Source organism: Dyadobacter luteus (assembly GCF_003383615.1).
Classification (GTDB): Bacteria; Bacteroidota; Bacteroidia; order Cytophagales; family Spirosomataceae; genus Dyadobacter; species Dyadobacter luteus.
Genome location: NZ_QNUL01000008.1, coordinates 26469 through 50930 on the forward strand (window position 1 = coordinate 26469; position 24462 = coordinate 50930).

22 protein-coding genes are annotated in these 24462 nt (G+C 42.9%); 12 read left to right on the forward strand and 10 right to left on the reverse strand.

Annotation, left to right across the window (positions count from 1 at the left end):
- Positions 1 to 116 precede the first annotated feature (116 nt).
- Positions 117 to 593, forward strand: a complete 477-nt coding sequence (locus DSL64_RS12210) for a hypothetical protein (RefSeq protein ID WP_115831187.1) — start codon at positions 117 to 119, stop codon at positions 591 to 593.
- 63 nt (positions 594 to 656) lie between these two features.
- Here DSL64_RS12210 and DSL64_RS12215 read toward each other — a convergent pair whose 3' ends face one another.
- The 3 genes from DSL64_RS12215 to DSL64_RS12225 form a co-directional block, all read right to left on the reverse strand.
- Positions 657 to 1580, reverse strand: coding sequence for a sugar phosphate isomerase/epimerase family protein (locus DSL64_RS12215; protein ID WP_115831188.1), 924 nt, complete (start codon positions 1578 to 1580; stop codon positions 657 to 659).
- Between the two features lie 4 nt (positions 1581 to 1584).
- Positions 1585 to 2844 (reverse strand): Gfo/Idh/MocA family protein, encoded by a 1260-nt coding sequence (locus DSL64_RS12220; protein ID WP_115831189.1) that lies wholly within the window; start codon positions 2842 to 2844, stop codon positions 1585 to 1587.
- A gap of 316 nt (positions 2845 to 3160) precedes the next feature.
- The gene (locus DSL64_RS12225) at positions 3161 to 4687 is read right to left on the reverse strand and encodes a S8 family serine peptidase (RefSeq protein ID WP_115831190.1); all 1527 of its coding nucleotides are present in this window, start codon (positions 4685 to 4687) and stop codon (positions 3161 to 3163) included.
- A gap of 157 nt (positions 4688 to 4844) precedes the next feature.
- Here DSL64_RS12225 and DSL64_RS12230 point away from each other — a divergent pair, with 157 nt between their 5' ends.
- From DSL64_RS12230 to DSL64_RS12265, 8 genes are all read left to right on the forward strand, one after another.
- Positions 4845 to 6134 carry an aminopeptidase P family protein gene (locus tag DSL64_RS12230; RefSeq protein ID WP_115831191.1) on the forward strand — a complete coding sequence of 430 codons (1290 nt, stop codon included), beginning with the start codon at positions 4845 to 4847 and terminating at the stop codon, positions 6132 to 6134.
- Positions 6135 to 6157: 23 nt separating this feature from the next.
- A complete protein-coding gene (locus DSL64_RS12235) occupies positions 6158 to 6787 on the forward strand; it encodes an MgtC/SapB family protein (protein ID WP_115831192.1) in 630 nt (209 codons plus the stop codon).
- 224 nt (positions 6788 to 7011) lie between these two features.
- Complete coding sequence (locus DSL64_RS12240; protein WP_115831193.1) at positions 7012 to 7875, forward strand: EboA domain-containing protein; 864 nt, start codon at positions 7012 to 7014, stop codon at positions 7873 to 7875.
- A complete protein-coding gene (locus tag DSL64_RS12245) occupies positions 7875 to 8897 on the forward strand; it encodes a TatD family hydrolase (RefSeq protein ID WP_115831194.1) in 1023 nt (340 codons plus the stop codon). Before DSL64_RS12240 ends, DSL64_RS12245 begins: the two co-directional genes overlap by 1 nt.
- A 1-nt stretch (position 8898) precedes the next feature.
- On the forward strand, positions 8899 to 9768 hold the full coding sequence (gene eboC, locus DSL64_RS12250; RefSeq protein ID WP_158547910.1) for a UbiA-like protein EboC: 870 nt from the start codon (positions 8899 to 8901) through the stop codon (positions 9766 to 9768).
- Between the two features lie 135 nt (positions 9769 to 9903).
- On the forward strand, positions 9904 to 11076 hold the full coding sequence (locus tag DSL64_RS12255) for a 3-dehydroquinate synthase (RefSeq protein ID WP_115831195.1): 1173 nt from the start codon (positions 9904 to 9906) through the stop codon (positions 11074 to 11076).
- 58 nt (positions 11077 to 11134) lie between these two features.
- The gene (eboE, locus tag DSL64_RS12260) at positions 11135 to 12337 is read left to right on the forward strand and encodes a metabolite traffic protein EboE (RefSeq protein WP_115831196.1); all 1203 of its coding nucleotides are present in this window, start codon (positions 11135 to 11137) and stop codon (positions 12335 to 12337) included.
- Between the two features lie 27 nt (positions 12338 to 12364).
- The gene (locus tag DSL64_RS12265; RefSeq protein WP_115831197.1) at positions 12365 to 13729 is read left to right on the forward strand and encodes an alkaline phosphatase family protein; all 1365 of its coding nucleotides are present in this window, start codon (positions 12365 to 12367) and stop codon (positions 13727 to 13729) included.
- A 51-nt stretch (positions 13730 to 13780) separates the two neighbouring features.
- Here the strand turns inward: DSL64_RS12265 and DSL64_RS12270 are convergent, their stop codons facing one another.
- Entirely contained in the window at positions 13781 to 14263 is a 483-nt protein-coding gene (locus DSL64_RS12270) for a DUF456 domain-containing protein (protein WP_115831198.1), read from the reverse strand.
- Between the two features lie 127 nt (positions 14264 to 14390).
- Here DSL64_RS12270 and DSL64_RS12275 point away from each other — a divergent pair, with 127 nt between their 5' ends.
- On the forward strand, positions 14391 to 15608 hold the full coding sequence (locus DSL64_RS12275) for a saccharopine dehydrogenase family protein (RefSeq protein WP_115831199.1): 1218 nt from the start codon (positions 14391 to 14393) through the stop codon (positions 15606 to 15608).
- Positions 15609 to 15660: 52 nt separating this feature from the next.
- Here DSL64_RS12275 and miaA read toward each other — a convergent pair whose 3' ends face one another.
- The gene (gene miaA / locus DSL64_RS12280) at positions 15661 to 16578 is read right to left on the reverse strand and encodes a tRNA (adenosine(37)-N6)-dimethylallyltransferase MiaA (protein ID WP_115831200.1); all 918 of its coding nucleotides are present in this window, start codon (positions 16576 to 16578) and stop codon (positions 15661 to 15663) included.
- 122 nt (positions 16579 to 16700) lie between these two features.
- Here miaA and DSL64_RS12285 point away from each other — a divergent pair, with 122 nt between their 5' ends.
- Positions 16701 to 17369, forward strand: coding sequence for a DUF4230 domain-containing protein (locus DSL64_RS12285; protein ID WP_115831201.1), 669 nt, complete (start codon positions 16701 to 16703; stop codon positions 17367 to 17369).
- Positions 17370 to 17481: 112 nt separating this feature from the next.
- On the forward strand, positions 17482 to 18078 hold the full coding sequence (locus DSL64_RS12290; protein WP_115831202.1) for a collagen-like protein: 597 nt from the start codon (positions 17482 to 17484) through the stop codon (positions 18076 to 18078).
- 245 nt (positions 18079 to 18323) lie between these two features.
- Here DSL64_RS12290 and porN read toward each other — a convergent pair whose 3' ends face one another.
- The 5 genes from porN to DSL64_RS12315 all read right to left on the reverse strand — a co-directional run bounded on the left by porN (position 18324) and on the right by DSL64_RS12315 (position 24432).
- Positions 18324 to 19379, reverse strand: coding sequence for a type IX secretion system ring subunit PorN/GldN (gene porN / locus DSL64_RS12295; RefSeq protein ID WP_115831203.1), 1056 nt, complete (start codon positions 19377 to 19379; stop codon positions 18324 to 18326).
- 52 nt (positions 19380 to 19431) lie between these two features.
- Positions 19432 to 21024: a type IX secretion system motor protein PorM/GldM gene (gene porM, locus DSL64_RS12300; protein WP_115831204.1), complete on the reverse strand. Its 1593-nt coding sequence runs from the start codon at positions 21022 to 21024 to the stop codon at positions 19432 to 19434.
- Between the two features lie 86 nt (positions 21025 to 21110).
- On the reverse strand, positions 21111 to 21926 hold the full coding sequence (gene porL, locus DSL64_RS12305; protein WP_115831205.1) for a type IX secretion system motor protein PorL/GldL: 816 nt from the start codon (positions 21924 to 21926) through the stop codon (positions 21111 to 21113).
- Between the two features lie 122 nt (positions 21927 to 22048).
- Positions 22049 to 23122, reverse strand: a complete 1074-nt coding sequence (porK, locus tag DSL64_RS12310; protein ID WP_115831206.1) for a T9SS ring complex lipoprotein PorK/GldK — start codon at positions 23120 to 23122, stop codon at positions 22049 to 22051.
- Positions 23123 to 23454: 332 nt separating this feature from the next.
- Entirely contained in the window at positions 23455 to 24432 is a 978-nt protein-coding gene (locus tag DSL64_RS12315) for a PorP/SprF family type IX secretion system membrane protein (protein WP_115831207.1), read from the reverse strand.
- Positions 24433 to 24462 lie beyond the last annotated feature (30 nt).

Here is a 24462-nt window from a genome sequence, read left to right on the forward strand (position 1 = left end):
TCGAATCTGACTAAGGATATTATCCTACGTTTAAATCAAGATTCAAATTGGCTGTAAAATAGCACAAATTGATGACAGCTTTCTATCTTTATGCCCACACGCTCTAACTTTTCTATATGATGATAAAAAAATACAGTATTCTGTTGGTGGGATTTCTTGCAATAGCATGTGGTAAGGAAAATAAAACTGAAACGGATAAAGGCGGGATGGTGATTGTCAACGACACTATTCCTGAAATCAGAACAAACATTAAGAAAGAAGCAGTAGCCAGCTTTTCGGAACCAGTTCCTGACAAAGACAAACTCAACGATTGGAAGTTTTCAGTGGATGCGTATGAAACCGGAAAGACCTTTCAGTATCTGCTCAAAATCCGCTACAAAGAATTGCAGGTGAAAGACTCGCTAACATTACCGGATTTTGGAATCATGCCTACCATTGAGCTTCAGAAAGGCAGTGAAGATTTTTCCTGTATTGTAGGGTTTAAAGGAAAAGAAAACGAGTTTAAGGAATACAAAAAAGTCTTCATTGACAATGGGGAACTGAGAATTACCACGATCAAAGCATACAGACGGACGCTGCAAAGGAAGAAATAACTGAAATGCAAAATGCCAGGTTGTTGCCTGGCATTTTGCATTTCAGTATTCTATAATCTTACATTAAGCTTTAAAAACCTCATCCATTTTCTCACGTATTGTAAGCAATCGTTTTCTGTCGCCTCCCGACACTTCCGCAGAAGCCCAACCTGAGTAGCCGATTTTCTGCAGCGCTTTGTTCACTTCCGGCCAATTACAATCTCCTTCCATAAACTCTACATCAAATCCTTTCCAAAGACCCAGATCATTCTGCTTTTTGAAACTGAATTCTTTCAGGTCCAATTTCAGAATTCGCTTATTCAGTCCTTCAATCCACGATACCGGCCAGCCATAGCGGAGTACATTACCCACATCAAAATACCAACCGACCATAGGGTGATTAAATTCATCGACATAGCGTGCAGCTTCCAGAGGACTGAGCAGAAACTGATTCCAGACATTTTCAAAAGCAATTTTTACGCCTGTTTCTTCCGCTACCGGCAACAATTTGCGAATCTCTTTCTGCGAACGTTCATAAGCTTCAGCATAAGTTACGTTGGCATTCACTACGCCGGGTACCACCAATACAGTTGTTCCGCCATATTGTTTGGTATCCCGAAGGGCTTTTTCAATGGATTTTACACATTCTTCGCGTTTTTTTGGATCCGGATCCGACAAAGGCAGTTTCCAGTGCATAGAGTTTACCGTTCCTGGTAATTCCAGTCCGGTTTTATCCCTGGCAGCCAGTACCTCTTTCATATCCAGTTTATCCGGCGAATCCAGCTCCACACCATCATATCCAAGATCTTTCAGTAATTTGAATTTATCCATGATGGACAAATCTTCTTTCACCATGCCCCATTTCAGGCTCTTCTTCACCATGGGCCGGGCCGCAGCGTTCGTAAGTTCTGATGGAGATGGTATAATACCTGCGGCATTAGCTGCCGAGCCGACTACAGCAGCCCCGGCAACCAATGCACTGTTTCTGATAAAATCTCTTCTCTGCATGGGATTATGAGAAAGAAGTGATACCCGGACGAGCTACTTCCACAACCGGCGGTTTCATATCGAAGCTATAAGTATCCGGTCCCAGTTTTTCAGTTGAATTCATAGCCTCATCCCAGGTTACACGCTTGCCTGTGTAGGCAGCCATTCTTCCCATAATAGCAAGCAATGTACTTTGCGCCATGTATTCTCCATCGTTGATCAGCTTACCGCTACGGATAGAGGCAAATAATTCGTTGTGTTCTGTCTGATACATATCGTTCTGCGCACCATCGTATTTCCATGGATTCTGTCCGTAAATCTCATGTACGTTTCTGGCGCAGTTAGCCATCGCACGGCCTTTTGTTCCCAGTGTTTCCACCAGGTAGCTTTTTTCGCAATTATCCTGCTGACGAGAGTGGTGGAAGCCTTTTGCTCCGTTTTCGTATTCGTAGGTTACTGCGAAGTGATCAAATATATTTCCGTAAAGAGAATCTGTTCTTACCTGGCGTCCACCTGTACCGGTCGCTGATATTGGCAATTTTCCGCCAAATGCCCACGACATCATATCAATACTATGTACTGCCTGTTCTACAATGTGGTCACCAGCCAGCCAGGTGTAGTAAGTCCAGTTACGCAAAACATATTCAGCATCTGTCCAGCCAGTCTGGCGTGGGAAAGACCATAACGAACCTGTATCGTAGGTATTATAAATCGCAGAAATGTCACCTACTGCACCATCCAGAATTTTTCCGAAAATTGCGCGCTTTGGCTCATGATATCTCCAGCAAAAACCTGACATCAGAGATACATTTTTTTGTTTCGCCAACTTAGCTGCATCCAATACCTTACGTACACCTGGTGCATCTACAGCCACAGGTTTTTCGCAGAAAACGTGCTTACCTGCATTGATAGCTGCCGTCAAATGCTCAGGACGGAAATGTGGAGGCGTTGCAAGAATGACTACATCAACACCAGAGTCCAATACTTTTTTGAATGCATCAAATCCTACAAACCGATGCCCTTCGTCTACCTTCACCTTATTGCCATGTACTTTCGTCAGGTTGGCTAGTGAAGCATCCAGTTTATCCTTGAAAATATCACCCATAGCATGAAGTACCACGTTAGAGTCTGCCTTCAGCGCCTGATTGGCAGCACCGGACCCACGGCCTCCGCATCCGATTAATCCCACTTTCAAAGTTTCGTTATTCACTCCGGCAAATGCACGGTTCGGATTTAGAATGGTAATAGTAGGAAGAGCAGTACCTGCCAGCGCAACCCCGGCCATTTTCAAGACATCCCTGCGAGAAGTATTCATTATTGTAAGAATTTGGTGATTAGATTAAGGAACTCCACTTTTAAAGACTGCCATTTCATGTAAATCCTGACAACCTTCAGCGCATTAAAGATAAATAAATCTATTGTGATTTTTAAAAAATAATCTTAAAAATTCGGCTGTGTGCTCGATAACACATCAGTAAAACGCTTGAAACACAATTTAACCAAACCATGCCAATCACTTACTCTTGAAAATGTGATAACAAGAAAAAACCGGAACAGCTTATGAGGGCAGTTCCGGTTTGAATATGTACAGATTAGCTTTCTCAATCCCACTGCACCTCTACCACTGCGTTTTTGAGGTCAATTGTGGTATACTTTTCTCCGCTCTGACGTTTGAGTGAAATCTTGCCGTGCTGCACTTTTGCCACCTGCTGAGAAAGTACATCCTTTTCATTTTTCTTTCTGTACACGGCAACGAGGGAATCAGTACTGTTCACTTCCACTTCACAAGTTTTTCCCTTTGCCACAACCTTTTTTGAATTATCCGGTAAATACGGAGCTTTGAGCAAAGCCAGTGCGCGGGACGCCATCGGTACTCCATAGCCGACATAATTGTTACCATAAGGATACAAATGAGCTGATTTCTCTATCACATCAATCAATTCCTTGTTCGACAATTTCGGATTTGCCTGCAAAAGACAAGCTGCAAAGCCAGTAATCACCGGCGCAGATAAAGACGTACCGTATAGCGAAAAGCAGGAAACATTCGGTTTTACATACGAAAGGAATTCAGGCCCAATACTGCTGTAGCCGATACGGTTCCAAAGCTTTGCATTGGTAGCACCAATTGACAAAACTCCTTTGGCATCTGCCGGAGCTGAAACGATTCCCCATCCTTTGTCGTCGCCTTCGTTGCCGGCAGAAACGATAATCATAATTCCTTTTTTGTCTGAGGCAATCTGAGCAGCACGCGTAATGGCGCTCGTTTTACCATCCATTTGTGATGGCGTATAATTCTCTTTCGGATCAGAAAACCCTTTTGCATAACCCAAAGAAGTATTGATCAATCTTACCCCAAGACTATCCATCCATTCCATGGCAGCGATCCAGTTATCTTCCTCGCCACGGTATTCACGCAGAGAATAATCGGTACGCGCCAGATAGAATTTAGCATTGGTAGCCATTCCATATTGCATATCATCCTGATGATCCAGACCACTGATAGCAGCCATTACCTCTGTACCGTGCATATCAGAAAACGACTCAGCAGTGCTGAACAGAAGGTTTCCGGCACGTCCTGGTTTTACGTAGTCACGAATACCAAGAATGCGTTTGTTAGAAAAAATATGGGTCAGAGAAGTAGACGAATCAGCACCATAAAAACCGGCATCAATCACTCCTATTGTTACATTGTTTGCAGAAAGTCCTTCTTTCAAAAATGCATTGGCTTGTACCTGAGACATCACAGGGGCCATTTGCGCTTTCTCGACAGGAGACTGTCGGGCGATATAAAAGCCAGGATCAATAGGCACGACCTCCTGCACAAAATCAAGCGAACGCACACGAGCTGCCTGCTCACTTGTCATCACTGCCGATACGGCATTCAACCATTTAGACCGGTTGATGATCTGAATCGAATTATTCTTCAGAACCGTTTCAAATGCAGAATTAACAGGAATATCAAGTTCGTCGGATAATGGCAAACCCAGTTTCTGTCTGTTATCCAAAGTGAGATGTGAAACAGCCGGTGCAACACTAATATCTTTGGATTTAAGATAAATCCAGTATTTGGGACTGGCAGATAAAAATAAAGGCGCAAAAAGAAGTGCCAGTAAAAATACTTTTTTCATGAAAAGATTATCAGTTAGGAATTTCTGGTATTAATTTTCCGGCATTAACTCTCACTCATTCCTTCTTGTAAGGACAGATTTGGCGCTAAGCTGAATTAATAAACAAGATAAACGTAATTTTACGTAATAAATTACCAGGTACAAAATTTTACCACTGATGCGCTATCATCCGATCAACAACACTTTATTTACCGAAAACCGGAAACAGTTTGCCAATGTATTGAAACCGAAATCTCTGGCCATTTTACATGCCAATGATTTTATGCCAACCAATGCGGATGGTACGATGGGCTTCAAACAGAACAGCAATCTTTTCTATCTTTCAGGAGTGGATCAGGAAGAAACCATTCTGCTCATTTCGCCCGATCACCCGGATGAAAAATACCGTGAAGTTTTATTTGTAAGGGAAACCAATGAGCTTATCGCTGTTTGGGAAGGTGAAAAACTGACCAAAGAGCAAGCCAGAAATGTTTCGGGAATTAAATCGGTATACTGGACTCATCAATTCGAAAGGGTTTTCAGCGACATCATTTTTGTTGCAGAAAATGTCTATCTGAATACCAACGAACATACCCGCAACAGTTCTCTTGTACAAACACGCGAGGCCAGATATATCGAGGAGTTTCGCCAAAAGTACCCATTGCATCAACTCTCCAGGCTGGCACCATTGATGCACCAGCTTCGGGCAATCAAACATCCGGTGGAGATTGAGCTGATGCAGCAAGCTTGTAATATCACAGCTTCAGGTTTCAACAGACTCCTGAAATTTGTAAAACCAGGCGTTCAGGAATATGAAATCGAAGCTGAGTTGATTCATGAATTTATACGTAACCGCTCAAAAGGTTTTGCGTATCAGCCCATTGTAGCTTCGGGAGCTAATGCATGTGTGCTACATTATATTGAGAATAATAAAGCATGTAAAGATGGTGACGTTTTGCTACTGGATGTAGCCGCTGAATACGCCAACTATGCATCTGATCTGACAAGAAGTATTCCTGTCAACGGCAGGTTTACAAAACGCCAGCGGGAAGTATACGATGCTGTGTTACGTGTTTTCAAGTCGGCAAAAAGTATGTTGGTTGTTGGCAATATATGGGATGAGTACCATATAGAAGTCGGCAAAATCATGGAAAGTGAATTGATTGGTCTTGGACTAATTACCAAAGACGATATTGAAAAACAGGATCCTGAATGGCCGGCGTATAAAAAGTATTTTCCGCATGGTACCTCGCATTTCCTCGGATTGGATGTTCATGACGTTGGCAATAAATACCAGCGTTTTGAAGCAGGAATGGTTTTCACTTGTGAGCCGGGTATATATATAAGAGAAGAAGGATTAGGCATTCGTCTGGAAAACAATATTCTGATTACCGAAAATGGCAATACAGATCTGATGGCGCATATTCCAATTGAAGCCGAAGAGATTGAAGACTTGATGAACAGCTGAAACCTGGTACAGAATAGCAGAATATGGAATTTGTAGCTGAGGATTTTTTGAAATTAATGTTGTCGTTTGTGTTAGGTGCTATTATTGGAACCGAGCGCGAGTACAGGAGTAAATCTGCAGGATTAAGAACGCTCATTCTTATCTCTGTGGGTTCTACTTTGTTTACGATTATTTCAACAAAAACAGGTCCGGATGCCGGAAGAATTGCCGCCAACATCGTAACAGGAATTGGCTTCCTGGGCGCAGGAATCATTTTCAGGGAAGATAACCGTGTGGTAGGGCTTACTACCGCTGCTATTGTTTGGGTTACGGCTGCCCTGGGAATGGGTATCGGCGTAGGGCTATATACGCTTTCTATCGCAAGTTTTGTGATTGCAGGACTTTCGCTCGTTATACTCACACCGGTACAAAAGCTGATCAGGAAGAAAAGCCAGATCAGGAATTATCAGGTCATGTGTGTGTATCAGAGAAAGACGCTTAAAAACTATGAGGACCTGTTTCATCAGCACGATTTGAAAATACTACGCGGCGAACAAAGCAGATCCGGAAGCCATATTACAGGAAGCTGGAGCCTGCAGGGAGCTGAGCAAGCACATGAGAAATTAACGGAATACCTACTCAACGATCAGGACATTTTGGAATTCAGCTTTTAGCACCTTCCGAAATATCCGGTATACAAGTTTTAAAGAAGAATAGCTGATCATAGGTATCAGGTCAAAACTTCATACACATCATTTCATTACACACACATTCCATCGCTATCATCCTGCATCAGGGAAACTTTATTGTTTCAATGAGGCTTTTAATAAGATTGATGCAGGTCATTTTAAATCCGCAAAGGTTCAGTCACCTTTGTAACCCGAATGAACTTTAATTTATGTCAGATTTCATAACAAAATCAATTTTCGAGATTCTCAGCCAATATACCACTGAAACTGAGCTCGCATGGCTGGAACAAAAGAGCCAGGCGGAGTCTATGGAAGTGATGACCGCTTTCGTGGCCTGCCCGAGATTCCTTTCTAAAAAAATCATTCAGCCTTCGTCAGGAGATGCGACCAGATTGCATACAGAACTCCCGGGTTTTTCGGTACAGGGTTGGTCGCTCGTAAGACTTGCCAGGGTGTGGTTGCTCACACAACTTGATTCCTCGGATAAGGAAACTTATGTCAACCATATCAATACACTTTTCGATACAGCTGAGCTGAATGAACTCGTAGCGTTGTATTCAGCACTTCCTCTGTTGTCTTACTCTGATCAATGGTTATTCAGAGCGACAGATGCAGTACGTTCCAACATGGGATTTGTATTTGATGCCATTGCATTACGTAACCCTTATCCTGAAAAGTATTTCTCTGAAGCAGCGTGGAATCAGCTGGTGATGAAGACGATTTTCAACGATAAGCCGGTACACCTGCTCGAAGGACTTGACAACAGAGCCAATGAGACTTTAGCTTTTATACTTTCCGACTTCGCACACGAAAGATGGGCAGCAGGAAGGTCAGTACCTGCGCAGGTATGGCGACTGGTAAGTCCATTCCTGAACGAAACACTTGTCAACGACATGCGTCACTTGTTGGAATCTGACGTAGTTGACAACCAGCGTGCTGCTGCACTTGTATGTATAGCATCCGGCTATGAGCCTGCACTTAAACTCATAGCGCAATACCCGGAACTAAAAAACCAAGTAAGTTCAGGACAAATAACCTGGGCTGATTTTGAAACCAATGACCTGAACGCCTGATGTGCCTTAACCATAATCAAACACCGAACCCATCTCATTTTGAAGACAGTGACGCTGCCAACGCACCTGCTCACCGTGATATAGCCTGGAACGACTACAAAGATCTTATCGCAGGAATGCGCTTTTTTGATCCGCATATCCACATGGTTTCCCGCACAACTGACGATTACCAAGCCATGTACCAGGCGGGTATTGTAGCTCTGATCGAACCTGCTTTCTGGGTGGGACAGCCACGTACAGGTCTCTCCAGTTTTAAGGATTATTACAGCAGTCTCGTGGGCTGGGAAAGATTCCGTTCTTCACAATTTGGCATCAAGCATTATTGTACGATGGGCCTCAATTCGCGGGAGGCTAATAATGAACCACTTGCTGAACAGGTAATGGAAATATTGCCTTTGTATGTTTACAAAGAAGGTGTTGTAGGCATTGGCGAAATTGGTTTCGACGACCAGACACCAGCCGAAGAGAAATATTTCCGTTTGCAACTGGAACTGGCGAAAGAAGCAAAACTGCCGGTTCAGATTCATACGCCTCACAGGGATAAAAAGAAAGGAACCGAGCGGAGCATGGCTATTGCTTTGGAACACGGGATCGATCCTTCCTGGGTGATTGTAGATCATAACAATGAGGAAACGGTAAAAAGTGTTCTGGATCAGGGTTTCTGGGCTGCTTTCACGATTTATCCTTTTACCAAAATGGGCAATGAGCGTATGGTAAAAGTGGTTGAGCAATATGGCCCGGAACGCATCATGGTCAATTCCGCAGCTGACTGGGGTATTTCTGATCCGCTGGCGATTCCTAAAACTGCTGCTTTGATGAAAATGAGAGGTATTTCAACAGACACAATCGTGAAGGTAACTTACCAGAATGCGATTGATGCGTTTGGTAAAAGTGGCCAGATTGATGTCAATGATTTTGATCAATCAGCTAACAATGATCTTACTGCCAAATTCCATGGAAATTCAATTTTACGTGGAGGGCAGCAGCCCGTTGCCAACAAAAATTCTTTACTGATCCAATAAAGTGAGTAGTTTAAAACCATATCTTCAGCTTACCCGGCCAGCTAATCTTGTTACAGCAGTAGCAGATATACTGGCCGGGATGGCTATTGCCCAGTTCACATTCTCGGACTTCTCTCCCCTCCCTCTTATCATTTCCACGTTGGGTCTGTACGGAGGTGGTGTGGTGATGAACGATGTATTTGATGCCCGCCTCGACAGCATCGAAAGACCGGAAAGACCTATACCCAGCGGGAGAGTGCCTTTGCAGTCGGCCATGACGCTGGGCATCACCCTTTTATTTATCGGTATTCTTTCTGCCACCATTTACAGTTCACTAAGCGGGCTCATTGCTATTGCCATTGCATTTCTTACAGTTATATACAACCGCTTTGCTAAACACCACACCGTTTTGGGACCTGTCACAATGGGAATGTGCCGTGGCGGCAATCTGATTCTCGGTATGAGTGTACTACCCGATTCTATCGACAAATGGGGACTGATTGCACTACTACCTATCGCCTACATAGGAGCCATTACGCTGATCAGCCAGGATGAAGTACATGGAGGAAAACGAAGAACACTTTATATCGCAGCATTTCTGTACGCAGTTGTGCTGGCGGCTCAACTTGTGATCGCTCAAAAACAAGGAAATATCCTGTATACCGTACCGTTTGTCTTGCTCCACACCTGGCTCATAGGACGTCCGCTCTGGAATGCCATTCTGAATCCCGTGGGGCCTTTAATTGGAAAAGCCGTGAAAGCTGGTGTTATATCTCTTATTGTGATGAATGCTTCCTGGTGTATGGCTTTCGGACTTTGGCCTGTGGCTATTGCCGTATTGCTTTTATTGCCGTTGTCTATCTTTCTTGCAAGAATTTTTGCAGTAACCTGACGGCACCTGATACCTGCCTCAAACAGTTTTTATGATTAAAATCATATTAGAATGAAGATATTTCAACGCTGACATGGTAAAAAAAACTCTTTTTAGCGTTTATCTATTAGTACCAATTTCTTAGGCCTTTTTTCAATGCAAACGATACACCAACGTTTTCAGATTGAATACCAGTATTCGGTATTTTTTACTGAAAATCTTTTTCACCAGAACAACCCCTTACTGAAAGACTTTTTCAGCAATTATAAAGATCAGGGCTTTCAGCGTAAAGCCTTAGTGGTAGTAGATGAAGGCTTTGCCAATCATCACCCCACACTTGAACAGGACATCAAATCTTATTTCGAAAGTCAGGTTCAGGATATAGCACTTGCAAAGGACATTATTTTTGTTCCCGGAGGGGAAGCCTCGAAAAACGATCCTGCTCTTTTTGAAAAGCTGTGTAAAGCCGTTGATATATATGGAATTGACCGTCATTCTTTCGTTGTTGGAATAGGTGGAGGTGCTGTGCTTGACCTTGTAGGTTATGCCGCTGCTGTATCGCACAGAGGTATCAAACTCATCAGAATACCCACTACGGTCCTTTCTCAGAATGACTCAGGTGTGGGTGTGAAAAATGGAATTAACTTCCACGGAAAGAAAAACTTTCTGGGTACTTTTGCTCCGGCTGTAGCTGTGTTTAATGATCTAACCTTCTTGCGCAGTCTTGAAGACCGCGATTGGCGTGGAGGAATTTCTGAAGCCATTAAAGTCGCTTTGATTAAAGATGCAGGCTTTTTCACATGGATGGAAGAAAATGCTACTAAACTTGTTAACCGTGATGAGGAAGCGATGGCTTATCTGATTCACCGTTGTGCCGAAATGCATACCGATCATATCGCAGGCGGAGATCCATTTGAATTCGGCTCTTCCCGTCCTTTGGACTTCGGACACTGGGCTGCGCACAAACTGGAATACCTGACCAATTTCGAAGTTCGTCACGGAGAAGCAGTAGCAATTGGTATTGCATTGGATTGTGTTTACGCAGTTCAGATTGGCATGTTAGCTGAAAGTGATCTTTATCGTATACTTGATCTGCTGACCAAACTCGGCTTTGACCTATACCATCCTAAGTTGGCGGAAAATGACAAAATTAATTTAAGAAACGGATTACAGGAATTCCGGGAACATTTGGGAGGCAGATTAACTATCATGCTTCTTGAAAAAATCGGTAAGGGTGTCGAAGTGCATGAGCTGGATGCAGATATCATCGCGAAATCTGTGGATTACCTGGAAACAGCTACCCTGGCAACACCTGAAAAAATTTCCTAGCGAAGAGCTGTGGGCATAAACTTATACCCATATCTCTTTTCACCAATCCCTATGCCCTATGCTAACCCCACAAGGACACTTAACCTATTGCAGTAATATACATCCCGGAGAGAAATGGGATGATCATTTTAAGGCACTGAGAGATAATCTGCCTTATATTAAAAGCCAGCTTTCGCCGGAACAACCATTCGGGCTCGGCTTGCGTGTGGCTAACGAAGCTTCTCTGGAACTAAGTAAGCCGGAAAAACTGGCAGAGTTCAAAACCTGGCTGGACGAGCAGGATATATATGTGTTTGTGATTAATGGCTTCCCGTATGGCGGATTCCATAATACTGTTGTGAAAGGAGATGTACACACGCCCGACTGGACGACTCAGGACAGATTGAATTACACGATCCGGCTTTTTAATATTCTTCAGCAACTCCTGCCCGATGGCATGGATGGCGGTGTCTCTACTCCTCCCCTTTCTTACCGGCTGTGGTGGAAGGACGAGGCTGAAAAACAAAAAGCAACTTCTTCGGCTACGGAACATGTACTCGATTTGCTCGACGAACTGATCCGTATTCAAAAAGAAACCGGCACGACGTTACATCTGGATATTGAACCTGAACCGGATGGAATACTGGATAATGTTGATGACTTTGTGAACTGGTATCGGGATATATTGTTACCTGCAGGAATTGCCAGACTTCAGGAAAAACATGAACTTGATCCTGAGGTAGCGAGAGAAGTGATCCTGAAACATATTCAGCTTTGCTACGACATCTGTCATGCTGCTGTTGCGTACGAAGAGCCCGAAACTATTCTGAAATCTCTGGAAGAAATTGGTATCCGTGTAGGACGTATTCAGATCAGTTCTGCGTTGAAAATTGATTTTGCGAAAAATGCGGAGATCAAAAAGAAAGCAATAGAAAGCTTCAACGAGCCTGTTTATCTGCATCAGGTGGTTACCAGAAATGCAGACCATACAAGCAATCACTATCCTGATCTGACAGAAGCACTCGAAGACTGGAATGAAAACCAGGAAGAATGGCGTATCCATTTCCACGTGCCGCTGTTTATTTCTTCGTATGGCGTTTTGGATTCTACTCAAAATGAGATTGTCAAGACACTTGCTATTCACAAGCAACAACCCTTTTCAACTTTCCTTGAAGTCGAAACATACACATGGGGCGTTTTACCTGAAGACATTCAAAAACCGATTGGTGAGTCAATTGTGAGAGAAATGGAGTGGGTTAAGAAAACATTGTCCGATCTGTAATGATCCCGGACGATCAATGCTATCGTTATGAACAAAACAGTTGTTATAGATATTGTCGGGCTAAGCGCCAATTTGATTGGAGAGCATACTCCTTTTTTAAAGGCTTATGTCGAGAAACGCCATTTAACATATATTAAACCTGTACTGCCTGCAGTTACCACTACAGCACAAAGTACGTATGTAACCGGAAAATGGCCTTCCGAACATGGAATCGTGGGCAATGGCTGGTATGACAGAGACGACTCCGAAATAAAATTCTGGAAGCAATCCAACAAACTGGTGAAAGGCGACAAAATCTGGGACAATGCAAAAAAGCTGAATCCTGATTTTACCTGTTCCAAAATGTTCTGGTGGTACAACATGTATTCTACCGCCGATTTCTCAGTAACTCCCCGCCCGCAATACCATGCGGATGGTGTGAAAGCACCGGATTGTTATGCCTATCCTCCTGAATTAAGAGACAACCTCCAGAAAGACCTGGGACAATTTCCTCTTTTCAATTTCTGGGGACCGAATGCCAATATCAAATCCTCAAAATGGATTGCTGATGCATCCATGTGGGTGGACGATAAACATGATCCTACACTCACATTGATCTATCTGCCTCATCTGGACTATTGTCTTCAAAAGTTTGGACCCGACTTCGGCAAAATTTCGGCGGAACTGGAGGAAATAGATAAGCTTGTTGAAGAGCTTGTTAAGTTCTACGAAGCTAAAAACAGTAAAATTATCCTACTCTCTGAATATGGTATCAATCCTGTTTCCAATCCGATTCATATTAACCGCATTCTGAGAAAAGAAGGACTTATTTCAGTACGTACCGAACGCTGGTATGAATTGCTGGATGCAGGAGCTTCCAAAGCATTTGCTTCTTCCGATCACCAAATCGCGCATGTGTACCTCAACAACCCTTCTGTAAAAAATCAGGTAAAAGAGGTATTGTTAAAGACTCCGGGAATTGAACTGGTGCTGGACAGAGAAGAACAGAAAGATTACCATATCGAACACGAACGTGCGGGAGATCTGGTTGCAGTTGCCAAACCTGATAGCTGGTTCACTTACTACTATTGGAATGACGACGCTAAAGCCCCGGATTATGCACATTTGGTTGACATTCACCGTAAACCGGGATATGATCCTGTTGAAATGTTTATGGATCCGGCCAATCCGTTAATTAAATTAAGAGCTGGTTATAAATTGGCGAGAAAATTGATGGGTTTCCGCTATCTTATGGATGTAATTCCGCTGGACGCTACATTGGTAAAAGGCTCTCATGGCGGAATAAGCGCCGCAAAGGAATATTACCCTGTTTGCATCACCGACCAGCCTTTATCATCAAAAGAAGTAGTTGCTACTGATATATATAATGTGATCTGGAATCACCTGACATAAAGAAGATGATCGGTATGTGGCATTTTAGGTTTGGAATGTCACGTACTGAAATCAGAATTGATCCCATACTTCATACACTGCAAATCCGATCATTACCAGGCATAGCAGCACTTTGATTGCGATGCCTGTGATAAATCCGATAAAGGAGCCAAATGCGGATTTCAATGCACTTTGAAAAACTGCACCGCCAATGAGCTCGCCAACAAGTGCGCCCAGAAATGTTCCGATAAAAATGCCTATTGCCGGAATAAAAAGAAACCCGACAAGCAGCCCAAGTGTTGCTCCAATCGCACCATACTTTGTACCGCCAAATTTTTTTGTACCCCATATCGGTATATAATAATCCAGCACGGCAATCACAACTGTCACAAAGCCCAGGCTAATCAACGCGGTCTTGCTAAATTCCGCATACTTACTGATATGAAGCAGAATAAGTCCGCCGTAACTCAATGGTGGTCCGGGAAGTGGTAATACGGCTCCCGCCAGTCCGACTAAAAGACAGGCAATGCCAGCAATCAGCAACAAAATGTCCATTGTGGTTGTGTTAAATTACTTCTGAATTAACAAAAAAAGATATAGTCCTCCTATCTTTGCCAAAAATATCAAAGTGAAAAACAGTTTACTGGTTAAGGTTCTGTCATTCAATCATTAAAATCACAAAATGTCTAAAGTTCTTATTATTGGTGCCGGTGGAGTTGGAAGTGTAGTTGCACATAAGTGCGCACTAAACAGCCAGGTATTTACCGAAATTATGCTTGCCAGCCGCACAAAGGCTAAGTGTGACAAAATAGCTGCTGAAATTAAGGAAATGCATGGTGTAAGTATTCAAACTGCTCAGGTGGATGCTGATATCGTTGCGGAAACAGTTCTTCTGATCAAAAGATTTCAACCTAAATTGCTGATCAACGTAGCTCTGCCTTATCAGGACCTGACGCTGATGGAAGCTTGTCTTGAAACAGGAGTACACTATCTGGATACAGCGAATTACGAACCAAAAGACGTCGCAAAATTTGAATATAGCTGGCAATGGGCATACCAGGAGCGCTTCAAAGAAGCAGGACTGATGGCATTGCTGGGTTGCGGGTTTGATCCGGGTGTAACGCAGGCCTATACTGCTTATGCCAACAAACACCATTTCGATGAAATGCATTATCTGGATATTATCGATTGTAACGCGGGAGACCACGGTAAAGCATTTGCCACCAACTTCAATCCTGAGATCAATATCAGAGAGATTACGCAACCAGGACGTTACTGGGAAAATGGCGAATGGATTGAAATTCCAGCCATGTCTATCCACAAACCGATAGACTACCCGGGAATCGGACCGAAGGAAAGTTATGTACTTTACCACGAAGAGCTTGAATCTTTGGTAAAAAACTTCCCTACGCTGAAACGTGCAAGATTCTGGATGACTTTCGGACAGGCCTATATCACGCACCTTAATGTGCTTGAAAACGTGGGAATGACCAGCATCGCTCCGATCAAATTCCAGGGCATGGATATCGTCCCTCTTGAATTCCTGAAAGCAGTATTACCTGCACCGGATTCTTTGGGTGAAAACTATTCCGGTCAGACTTCAATAGGTTGCCAGATCAAAGGGATCAAAGAAGGTGAAGACAGAACTTACTATGTTTGGAACAACTGTGATCACGCTGAATGCTACCGTGAAGTGAAAGCACAGGCTGTAAGCTACACAACGGGTGTACCGGCAATGATCGGTGCCATGCTGATGCTTACTAACGAGGAGTGGCTGAAACCAGGTGTATACAATGTGGAAGAAATGAATCCTGATCCATTCATGGACTTGCTGAATCAGCACGGTTTGCCCTGGAACGAGAAAATCAATATTGAGCTACCTCACGAATATCCGGCATAATTATCGACAATATATTATCACAGAGGCCTGTCAGCACATTGTTGGCAGGCTTTTACTTTTTCATACTACTTTGAATGTAAGAAAGGATTTCTTCGAATGTATCAGGATGAAACCAGCGAAAATCTCCCTGATGCCGGAACCAGGTAAGTTGGCGCTTGGCATATCGTCTCGAATTCTGTTTCAGCAATCTGATCATTTCCTTTTCATCATATTCCCCATCCAGAAAACCATATACCTCCTTGTAGCCAACCGTCTGTAAAGCATGATGATGCCTGAATGCTTCCAGCTGCTTCGCTTCATCTACTAATCCCAGCAGCAACATTAAATCCATCCTGAGATCAATTCTATTATACAATTCAGCCCTATCCCGATCCAGTGCGATCAGAATCTGGTTAAATGGCCGGTCATTTTTCAGGTTTTGCTGATATTCCGAAATCGGCTTTCCTGTCGTTTCAAAAACCTCCAAGGCTCGAACAACCCGCTGAGGATTCGAAAATTCACTGGAAGCAGCAAAAACAGGATCAATTACAGCAATTTCCTTTTGCAGTACTTCCAATCCCTGTTCTGTCAGCTTTTGCGTCAGAGATTCGCGCAATCCAGGTAATGGCTGTGGTAGGGCATCAAGTCCTTCCGTCACAGCCTTTATATAAAAACCTGACCCACCCGTTATAACTACACATTCATGTGTTTCGAAAAGTGTTTCCAGCAAAGTGAGAACATCCCGTTCAAAATCTCCGGCACTATATACCTCTGATATAGAGTGAGAATTAATGAAGAAGTGCTCGGCAGCTGCTAATTCCTTATCTGTAGGTTTTGCCGTACCGATGTTGAGTTCCCTAAAAAACTGCCGTGAATCCGCAGAGATGATCACTGTTTTTAATTCATTAGCCAGCCTGATGGCCAGCTCTGTTTTTCCTACAGCAGTTGGCCCGGCAAGGACAATCAGGTATTTCTCTTTACTATTTGGCATTCTCCGCTTTTTATCTGAATTTTATTTAGACCCCTGTTCCTGATTATCTGTTACTATATGATTCATCAGAAGTATAAGATAACTACCGTCGTATCGGACTCCACATTACAAAAATAGAGATCATGGATAGCAACACACTACTTTTTTTCATTTTATCACTGGCAGCCGGCGCTGGCTTGGGAGCTGCGGTTTATTATTCTCTTTCCAAACGAAATACTCCTTCCGGTAATACCCAGGCAGAAGCCACGGTATTGGTTGAAAGAATTGAAAAAGTCTTTAAAGTGGTGATGGCAGAGGGTTACTTCACTGAAATTTATAATTATCAGCACGACAAAAGTATCTGGAACCTTATTAATGATAAAAAGAAAGCATTAATTATTGCCAAAGCGAAAGTTCTGGTAGGTTACGATTTTGGAAAAATGCGGTTTCACGTTTCTGGTAGTAACCGTAAAATCGTAATAGATTATTTCCCTGAGCCGGAGGTACTTTCTATGGATACAGATTATAAGTTTTACGACATAGAGCAAGGCTGGCTTAATCGCTTTCACAGCGACGATTATACCTCTATTTTGAATGAGGCCAAGCAGACCATGAATGAAAAAGCACTTCAAAGTGATCTTCCACGGATTGCCACAAATCAGGTGCAGCTTATGATGTTTCAGCTGGCCGCCTCCATGAACTGGAAAGTTGACCTTCAACTACCTGAATCCAACAGGAAAGATCTTGCCGAATACACCTCCTATCGACCTACCGACGCAGAAATTGATTCTTTGAACCCCAGGCGGGATTGAAAAATATTTTATGTACTTTGTGCTACTTTGGACGACCAAACTCGTCACTTCCACTATCTCTTGCGTATAGGTCAAAAACTATATTTTTTCATTCACTAAACATTTAGCTATTATGTTCAAAAAACTATTAATGATTGCCTGGGTTGGTTTGGTAGGTTTAACGGTAAGTTGCAAAGGTCCACAAGGCGACGTAGGTCCACAGGGTGAGCAAGGCGCTACCGGGGCAACCGGCCCACAAGGTCCCGCGGGACAGGATGGTGAAGGTATAGGATCCGTACCGCTAATTTACTCCTTTGGTGCAGATACAACAGATGCTGATGGCTATTTCCCTACACTTACAGTTAGTGATTTGTCGGCAGAAGAAGAAGAAGCATGGGATTCTGCCGTTATAATGGTTTACCTTAAGTCTGGTGGCGTATATTGGCCTCTTCCTGGCATTGTAGACTTTCAAGCTGGCTCAAGTCAGTTTTCGTTCTATCACGGTATAGAACAAAAAACATTTTTTGTTGATGTATTTCAGCTTGACTGGTCTGGCAGAGCTTCTGCATCAGAAAAACCCCCTGTAAGAATTGTTCAGGATTTCAGACTAATTGTCATCCCCGGTAGTAAGCAGGGTAAGTTGAATGGGCAGGTGAAATGGAAAACCTATGAAGAAGCCGTATCGGCACTTGGCTTAACAGAAGCTAATGTTAAAATAGTTAATAAATAAACAGAAGCTACTGCCTGTTTAACTTGAATTGCCCTCTAATAACATCAAAAAATCAAGAGTTATTAGAGGGTAATTTTATACCTAAACTATAAATTCATTCTAAGCATAGCATAATACAGCGCTCAATCTATTACAAAATCTTCAGCCGGCCTATTTTATCTTTCTTTAAGAGCTTTACGAGCAATAAAAAAGGCCGTTCTTCCATTTTAAGAACGGCCAAAAAACATTTTCAGTACTAACTTGATCTAGTACTCCCAAAGTCCGTGCTCCAGCTCCATAAGCTCTTGCTCGTAATTCAGAGATTTAATCAAAGCTTCTTTTTCACCTCCATAGATATCCAAAAACGCTCTGTCATTAGCATTCGAGAATTTGGTGATTCTACCCCAGAACAGACGTAGATCGAAAGCATCTGCAAGGTTTTTATTTTGAGCCGTATTTTCTGTGTTATACCAGATATACTTCTTGGGATCGCTGCGGAACAAACGTTCTACATCTTTGTATCTGAAAGAAGCAACCGGTAATTCTAATCCACTCGCCGTCTGATCTGATGGAAGAACGATTGTCAGGGTTTGAATATCGGTGTACAAACGTGAACGTTTCTTGTCAAACGCCCAGTCTTCCTTAATTTCAAGAATAGAAAGTTGCTCAGGGAAGTACTCTTCCTCAGTAGCAGCCGCAACTTGTTGCTGCTGGAAAGTATCTACAACTGGTTCTGCTACTGGTTCCTCTTTCTTAGCTACTTCAGTTTTGGCACCTTTCTTGGTAGATTTTTTCTTTGGAGGTCCCCAACCGTCATCTACAACTGCTTCTTCCGCTTTGGCATCTTTTTTGGCAGGTGCTCCCCAACCATCATCTGTAGTATTAGCCTGCTTTGTAGCGTCAGCTTTTGGCTTTGCATCCCAGCCACCGTCGTTCGCCGCAGCTGCAGGAGTTCCAAAACCAGCTGCAATTTCATCAGCGGAAAGTCCAGCCACCTGATTAGGTATCAAAAGCCTCGTATGTATATCACCCGAAGTTACCTTAACAGTACAAGAATCGTTCGTATATGCGTCTATCAGACCCGCCTTAGCGGCCTCCAAAAGATAACGTGTAATCTCGTTGTTTTTAGAGAACATGGAGATATTTTGCTTCTCTTTCAGATCTACCCTTCTCCACAAAGTGCGTTTCATCATAAGATCACCGTCACTAATCGGACGGGACGAAAAGCGATTCTCCACAGAGTCCACCTTTTCCTGCGCGTGAACAGTAGAAGCGCTTACCGAGAAAGCAAGCAAAGACCACGCAATTGTTTTTCTGTTCATTCTTATCATAACTCTAGTGTTCTTATATGCCTTACGCGAATACTATCAGCTCTTAGTTCAAAGGTACTGTACGGAACTGATTCCCCATCTCAACTTCACTTATAGCTCCTTTAAAGTTTTGACGTTCAACCTTATTAACAGTGATTACATAACGATCACCTGGTTGTGCTTGTTGTGCAAGACTGGAAATAGATCCACCACCGTTACCCAATGTCACACCATTAATTCTTCTTGTACCTCTCGCAAGCGAAACTTCGATAGAAGAAACTCTGAAGCGTGCATCCTGCGGAGAAAAGTTTTTGAAACTTTCATCAGGCACAGCAATCACCTGGATGCTTCTTGCTGCCGAAGCCGCAATACCTCTTCTTTCATCAAACGCAGCTCCGTTTACTCTTACTTCCAGAGAAGGCTTTGGTACACGATTCACTCTAAAAGGATCTGATCCCAAAACATTTCCACCATTACTTACCGTAATATTCAGAGAAGCTTTGTTAGGTACGATAGTGAATTTACCTTTTTCACCACTTGGGATAATCTCACCTCCATCTGTAGAGAAAGAAGGCGACCATAATGCACCCAGCGAAGGGCTCTGAATGCTCAGCTTGTTAGCACATCCAAAATAAAGCGGAGGCAATGTTCCTGTCTCAATCTGGTAAGAAGGTTTTACTACGTAATATTCCTGCGTCATACTGTAAGTAGTATCACGACCGGAAGGAGTAGGAATAGTGATTTTTCCTGACAACTCACGCTTTGCTATACCTTCAGCATTGTATCCACCTCCCTGAGCCGTAAACTCAACAAGACCCACACCGTTTTCAACTTTTACTGCCGCTCCGTTCAAGCTCATACGAGGTGTCAAACCGGATGCAGAAGCTGCAATAAACATTTGTCCTTTGAATTTAGTACCTGCTACTACAGTTTTAGCATCAGCACTGATCATGGCCAGAATTCTGTCAAACTTCACATCAGCAGCACCTACTTTACTTGCCAAATAGTTCAAAACTTCACCTTCCATTCTGCGAATGTCAGTTTGTTTCTGGCTCAATACTGCAAGTGCGGCAGCAACCGGAGTCTGTGCAAAGTTAAGCTCTGCGAAGTCTTTATTTCTTTGATCTTTATTGTCTTTGGCAACAGGATCATCTTTACCATCCATCGCCAGAGGCAAAAATTTGTTCTGAGCTATATTGTTAAGCTGATTTGTAAAGCCATTCAAACTTTCCTTCAATTTGTAAGCTTTACCATTCTTTTGCCCACCAACCATCAACTCAGCAACTTTTCCTTCTTCCTGAGGATTTTTAATTCCTCCCTCTTCATTACGTCCGCCTCCGGCTTCAGCTATAATCTGCTGTTTAAGTCCGTTCAGCTCATTAATGATATCAGTAGAATATTTTCTTACATCATCAGCCTGTTTCATGACCGCAACATCGGCGGCACGGTTACCCGATTTTTCAACAGCTGCTTTTATTTTAAGTACCGTTTCCTGGTTAATCTTATTGGCTGCTCCGGAAGATAGTTCCAGAGAATTATTCAGGAGGATGAATTTCTCTATGATCGCTGAACTTACCTGCAATGCGAGCATCGCTGTAAGTACCAGATACATCATTCCAATCATCTTTTGACGGGGTGTTTCTTTTCCACCTGCCATATTGTTCAGTAATCAGTTATCAGTGATAGAATAATTTAAAAGCACAAACAATGTCTCATTCCCGATCTGCCTGTACTGCAATTGTATTATGCATTACCACGCATTGCGGTTAGCATATTACCATAAATACCGTTCAGAGAAGAAATGTTGGTTGTCAACTTATTCATTTCACTCTTGAATACCTGAGACTCTTTGGTAGCATCTGCCATATTTTCCATAGCAGTTGTAAGATTACCGTAGAATGCGTTCATTGCTTTCAGATGCTTGGTTGTATCCTGCAATTCAAGTTCATAAACTGCATTCAGCGCACCCATATTCTTAGTAATCTGCTGAAACTGCTCACGGTACGACTGTGCATCCTTCGTAGCATCAGCCATGGAAGTCATTGCGTTAATCGCAACTCCATACGATTTGTTCATATCGCCGATCGCTGCTGAAGCACTCTTTACGTTTTTAGCGTAGTCGTTTGTAGCAACAGTTGCGTCTGTAAGATCAGTGATTTTACCAACCGTATCGGAAAGCGCACGGAAGTTTTTTCCAAGACTGTCAAATACATCAGGAGAAATTTTAGCATTATCAAGCATGTTATCAAGCTTTGCAGTAACTCCGCTTGAAGGCCCTGAAGAAACGCGGTTAATAGCTGGTCCTGAATAATCATCAGCAAGTTCAGGATATACACGTGTCCAGTCTGGTTCACGGTCTGATGATTGGGTCAATGTTTGTAGTGCGTAAAGTAAAAATATAAGTACCTCTGTCCCCAAACCGATGGTTAGCATTTCGCTACCTCCATCCCAGTGTTGAATTTTAAATAAAGCTCCTAAAATAACGACAGCAGCACCGGCGCTGTAAATCGTTGGTACCAGTTTATCCCAAACAAAACTAGGTCCGCTATTCTTAGCCATACGAATGAAAATCGGTTACAGTGAAAAATTTAGTTATTGTAATAAAAATTTGTGCGATCTGAGAAGGCCGTAAAAAAGAAGCAGTGTGATTTACGCTGCTTCTTTTTTAATTAAAAATCATATTAGCGACGGCGGGTACGCGCTCCTCCACGATCATTCACGTTGTCCATTACACAACGGAAGCCAATAAAGGCACGGCGTTCGGTTTCGTATTCGAAACTGCGTGTGCCTGTCTGAAGGTAGTATGCGATGTCTTTCCATGAACCTCCTTTGATCACCTTGCGTGGTTCATCAGGATTATCATATCTTGGGTTCATATCCCAAACAATTGCAGTTGCATTATCTGTATAAGCATCTGAAGTCCATTCCGCTACGTTACCAGCCATGTTGTAAAGTCCGAAGTCGTTCGGATTGTAAGCATTTGCAGGTGCAGTATAAGGATAACCATCTGCGTCATAATTTCCACGTTGGGGCTTGAAGTTAGCCAGGAAACAACCTTTGGCGTTCATCGTATACGGATTACCCCATGGGTATTTCGCTACAGCGCGTCCACCTCTTGCGGCCCATTCCCATTCTGCCTCGGTTGGCAAACGGAAGCCTGTAGAGTGAAATTGGTTTTCCTGATTCTGGAAGTCATGCAACAGATTTGTTCTCCATTTCGAGAAATACTGAGCTCCCTGCCAGCTAACCCCTACTACCGGATAGGTGTCAAAACCTGGGTGCTGATAGTAATACTCAACAAAAGGATCTCCGTTTGAATAGGCAAAGTCTTTTTTCCATGAAGTGGTATCAGGATAATACTTGGACATGATTTCCTCCTCACCAAGTACAGATACAGAGTCAACCAGAAGGGCATCTACAAACTGGCGGTATTCATGATTGGTAATTTCTGTGTCATCCATATAGAATGAACTGATCGTCACTCTACGGTTCATGTTATTCATGGATGCAGCGATATCCTCATCGGCCTGCCCCATGATGAAAGATCCCGAAGGAATCACTACCATACCAGCAGGAGTAGTTTGCTTATATCCTTTGCGGGCAGTAGCTGTAATTTCCCCGTTTGAAATTCCGCTTTCTTCCTTCCCTCCCTTTCCAAACTTACTTTTGATAAATCCGCAACTCTGCATGAGCATAAGAGCGGCTACCAAAAGCAGGCTTTTGACTCCATCCCGATAGAACACTTTCACATTCATAGTGGTTTTGTAAAATTTGAGTAATAAATGATAGCCTAAAAACGTCGGCAGTAATTATATAGTATACTTTAAACAAAAACAAAAGTAACAATTGGTACAACGGCAGCCTGGAGGTACATTCACAGCACTTTTGTTGTTTCAGTTGCAGGGATATTCGTCATAACGATTGCAATACCAGTATTGATATACCCCTGGAAAATTTTACAAATATAAATTAAAGTTTCACAAACTGAACTTCACCAATCCCGAAGTAAACAACAAAAAAAGCCATTTTTTCACCTTTTTTGGCCACAAATAATATTTTTTACATTTAGCATATAACTATATTACTATCAGAATCTAAACCTTGGTGTACGTATGATTGTCTTTTTCCCAAACTTCGGCGAAGGCAGGTCGTAAGACAATAATACCTCGAATGAAGATGGTGACTTGGCTTTATTTCCACCAATCACGAAGTCGTATGCTCCGGATAACCTTAGAGACTGATCTTCGAGCAGGTAAATCCCACCCATAGCAATGATGTATGCATCCTGATAACGATAAGTTCCTCCCGCCCAGAATCGCTTATTAAATGTAACCGTTGCTCCTCCTTCGGCCGTGTAAACTGCAAAATCGGATTTAACGAGAACGATTGGCTGAACATCCACGAGATATCCCACTTCCAGATTTAGTCCGGCATTCAGATACACCGTACGAGCCAGTGGATTAGTCGCGAGATCAGAACCAAAGCTATACTTAGGTTGCAAAAGGTGATTAAGAGAAAGCCCAAGATGAAAAGTTTCATTTTCATATCTGGCTCCTATAGCCAGGTCAGGATTCATTTGGCTAACGACACCGGTTTGAAGCAGAGGGTCATCTGCATCTATCGGCCTAAGTTTATTAAAATCCATTGCCTGTCTGAAAATTCCCGCACTGGCTCCTACCTGCAAATCACCGCCCATCAGAGGAATCTTATAAGCTGCAGAAACCTTAAAATCCTGATGTGAGAGTGGACCTGTACGGTCATTGAGTGCATAAAAACCTATCCCGAAATTTTTGACAGGCATGCTGAAAGAAAATAGCTGGGTCGATAATGCACCGCCTTCGTCGCTTGGATTGGTTGCCTGGTAGCCCGCATATTGGGTACGATGTGTAAGTTGAAAACGGGTAGCTCCTCCCGCACCTGCGGCAGCCGGATTGAATTGAAGCTGATTCAGTGAAAACAAGCTAAATTGCGCATCTCTCTGAGCTATAGCACCTGACGAGACAAATACTAAAAGAGCAAGTAGCCGGGTACATTTAATATGTTGTGAGATAGACGTCAATGCCATACCGATAGGTTGGGTTTAAAAAGATTCGCT

Coding starts and splice junctions, on each gene's coding strand:
- DSL64_RS12210 (WP_115831187.1), top strand. CDS start 117: ATGATGATAAAAAAATACAGTATTCTGTTGGTGGGATTTCTTGCAATA.
- DSL64_RS12215 (WP_115831188.1), bottom strand. CDS start 1,580: ATGCAGAGAAGAGATTTTATCAGAAACAGTGCATTGGTTGCCGGGGCT.
- DSL64_RS12220 (WP_115831189.1), bottom strand. CDS start 2,844: ATGGCCGGGGTTGCGCTGGCAGGTACTGCTCTTCCTACTATTACCATT.
- DSL64_RS12225 (WP_115831190.1), bottom strand. CDS start 4,687: ATGAAAAAAGTATTTTTACTGGCACTTCTTTTTGCGCCTTTATTTTTA.
- DSL64_RS12230 (WP_115831191.1), top strand. CDS start 4,845: ATGCGCTATCATCCGATCAACAACACTTTATTTACCGAAAACCGGAAA.
- DSL64_RS12235 (WP_115831192.1), top strand. CDS start 6,158: ATGGAATTTGTAGCTGAGGATTTTTTGAAATTAATGTTGTCGTTTGTG.
- DSL64_RS12240 (WP_115831193.1), top strand. CDS start 7,012: ATGTCAGATTTCATAACAAAATCAATTTTCGAGATTCTCAGCCAATAT.
- DSL64_RS12245 (WP_115831194.1), top strand. CDS start 7,875: ATGTGCCTTAACCATAATCAAACACCGAACCCATCTCATTTTGAAGAC.
- DSL64_RS12255 (WP_115831195.1), top strand. CDS start 9,904: ATGCAAACGATACACCAACGTTTTCAGATTGAATACCAGTATTCGGTA.
- eboE (WP_115831196.1), top strand. CDS start 11,135: ATGCTAACCCCACAAGGACACTTAACCTATTGCAGTAATATACATCCC.
- DSL64_RS12265 (WP_115831197.1), top strand. CDS start 12,365: ATGAACAAAACAGTTGTTATAGATATTGTCGGGCTAAGCGCCAATTTG.
- DSL64_RS12270 (WP_115831198.1), bottom strand. CDS start 14,263: ATGGACATTTTGTTGCTGATTGCTGGCATTGCCTGTCTTTTAGTCGGA.
- DSL64_RS12275 (WP_115831199.1), top strand. CDS start 14,391: ATGTCTAAAGTTCTTATTATTGGTGCCGGTGGAGTTGGAAGTGTAGTT.
- miaA (WP_115831200.1), bottom strand. CDS start 16,578: ATGCCAAATAGTAAAGAGAAATACCTGATTGTCCTTGCCGGGCCAACT.
- DSL64_RS12285 (WP_115831201.1), top strand. CDS start 16,701: ATGGATAGCAACACACTACTTTTTTTCATTTTATCACTGGCAGCCGGC.
- DSL64_RS12290 (WP_115831202.1), top strand. CDS start 17,482: ATGTTCAAAAAACTATTAATGATTGCCTGGGTTGGTTTGGTAGGTTTA.
- porN (WP_115831203.1), bottom strand. CDS start 19,379: ATGAACAGAAAAACAATTGCGTGGTCTTTGCTTGCTTTCTCGGTAAGC.
- porM (WP_115831204.1), bottom strand. CDS start 21,024: ATGGCAGGTGGAAAAGAAACACCCCGTCAAAAGATGATTGGAATGATG.
- porL (WP_115831205.1), bottom strand. CDS start 21,926: ATGGCTAAGAATAGCGGACCTAGTTTTGTTTGGGATAAACTGGTACCA.
- porK (WP_115831206.1), bottom strand. CDS start 23,122: ATGAATGTGAAAGTGTTCTATCGGGATGGAGTCAAAAGCCTGCTTTTG.
- DSL64_RS12315 (WP_115831207.1), bottom strand. CDS start 24,432: ATGGCATTGACGTCTATCTCACAACATATTAAATGTACCCGGCTACTT.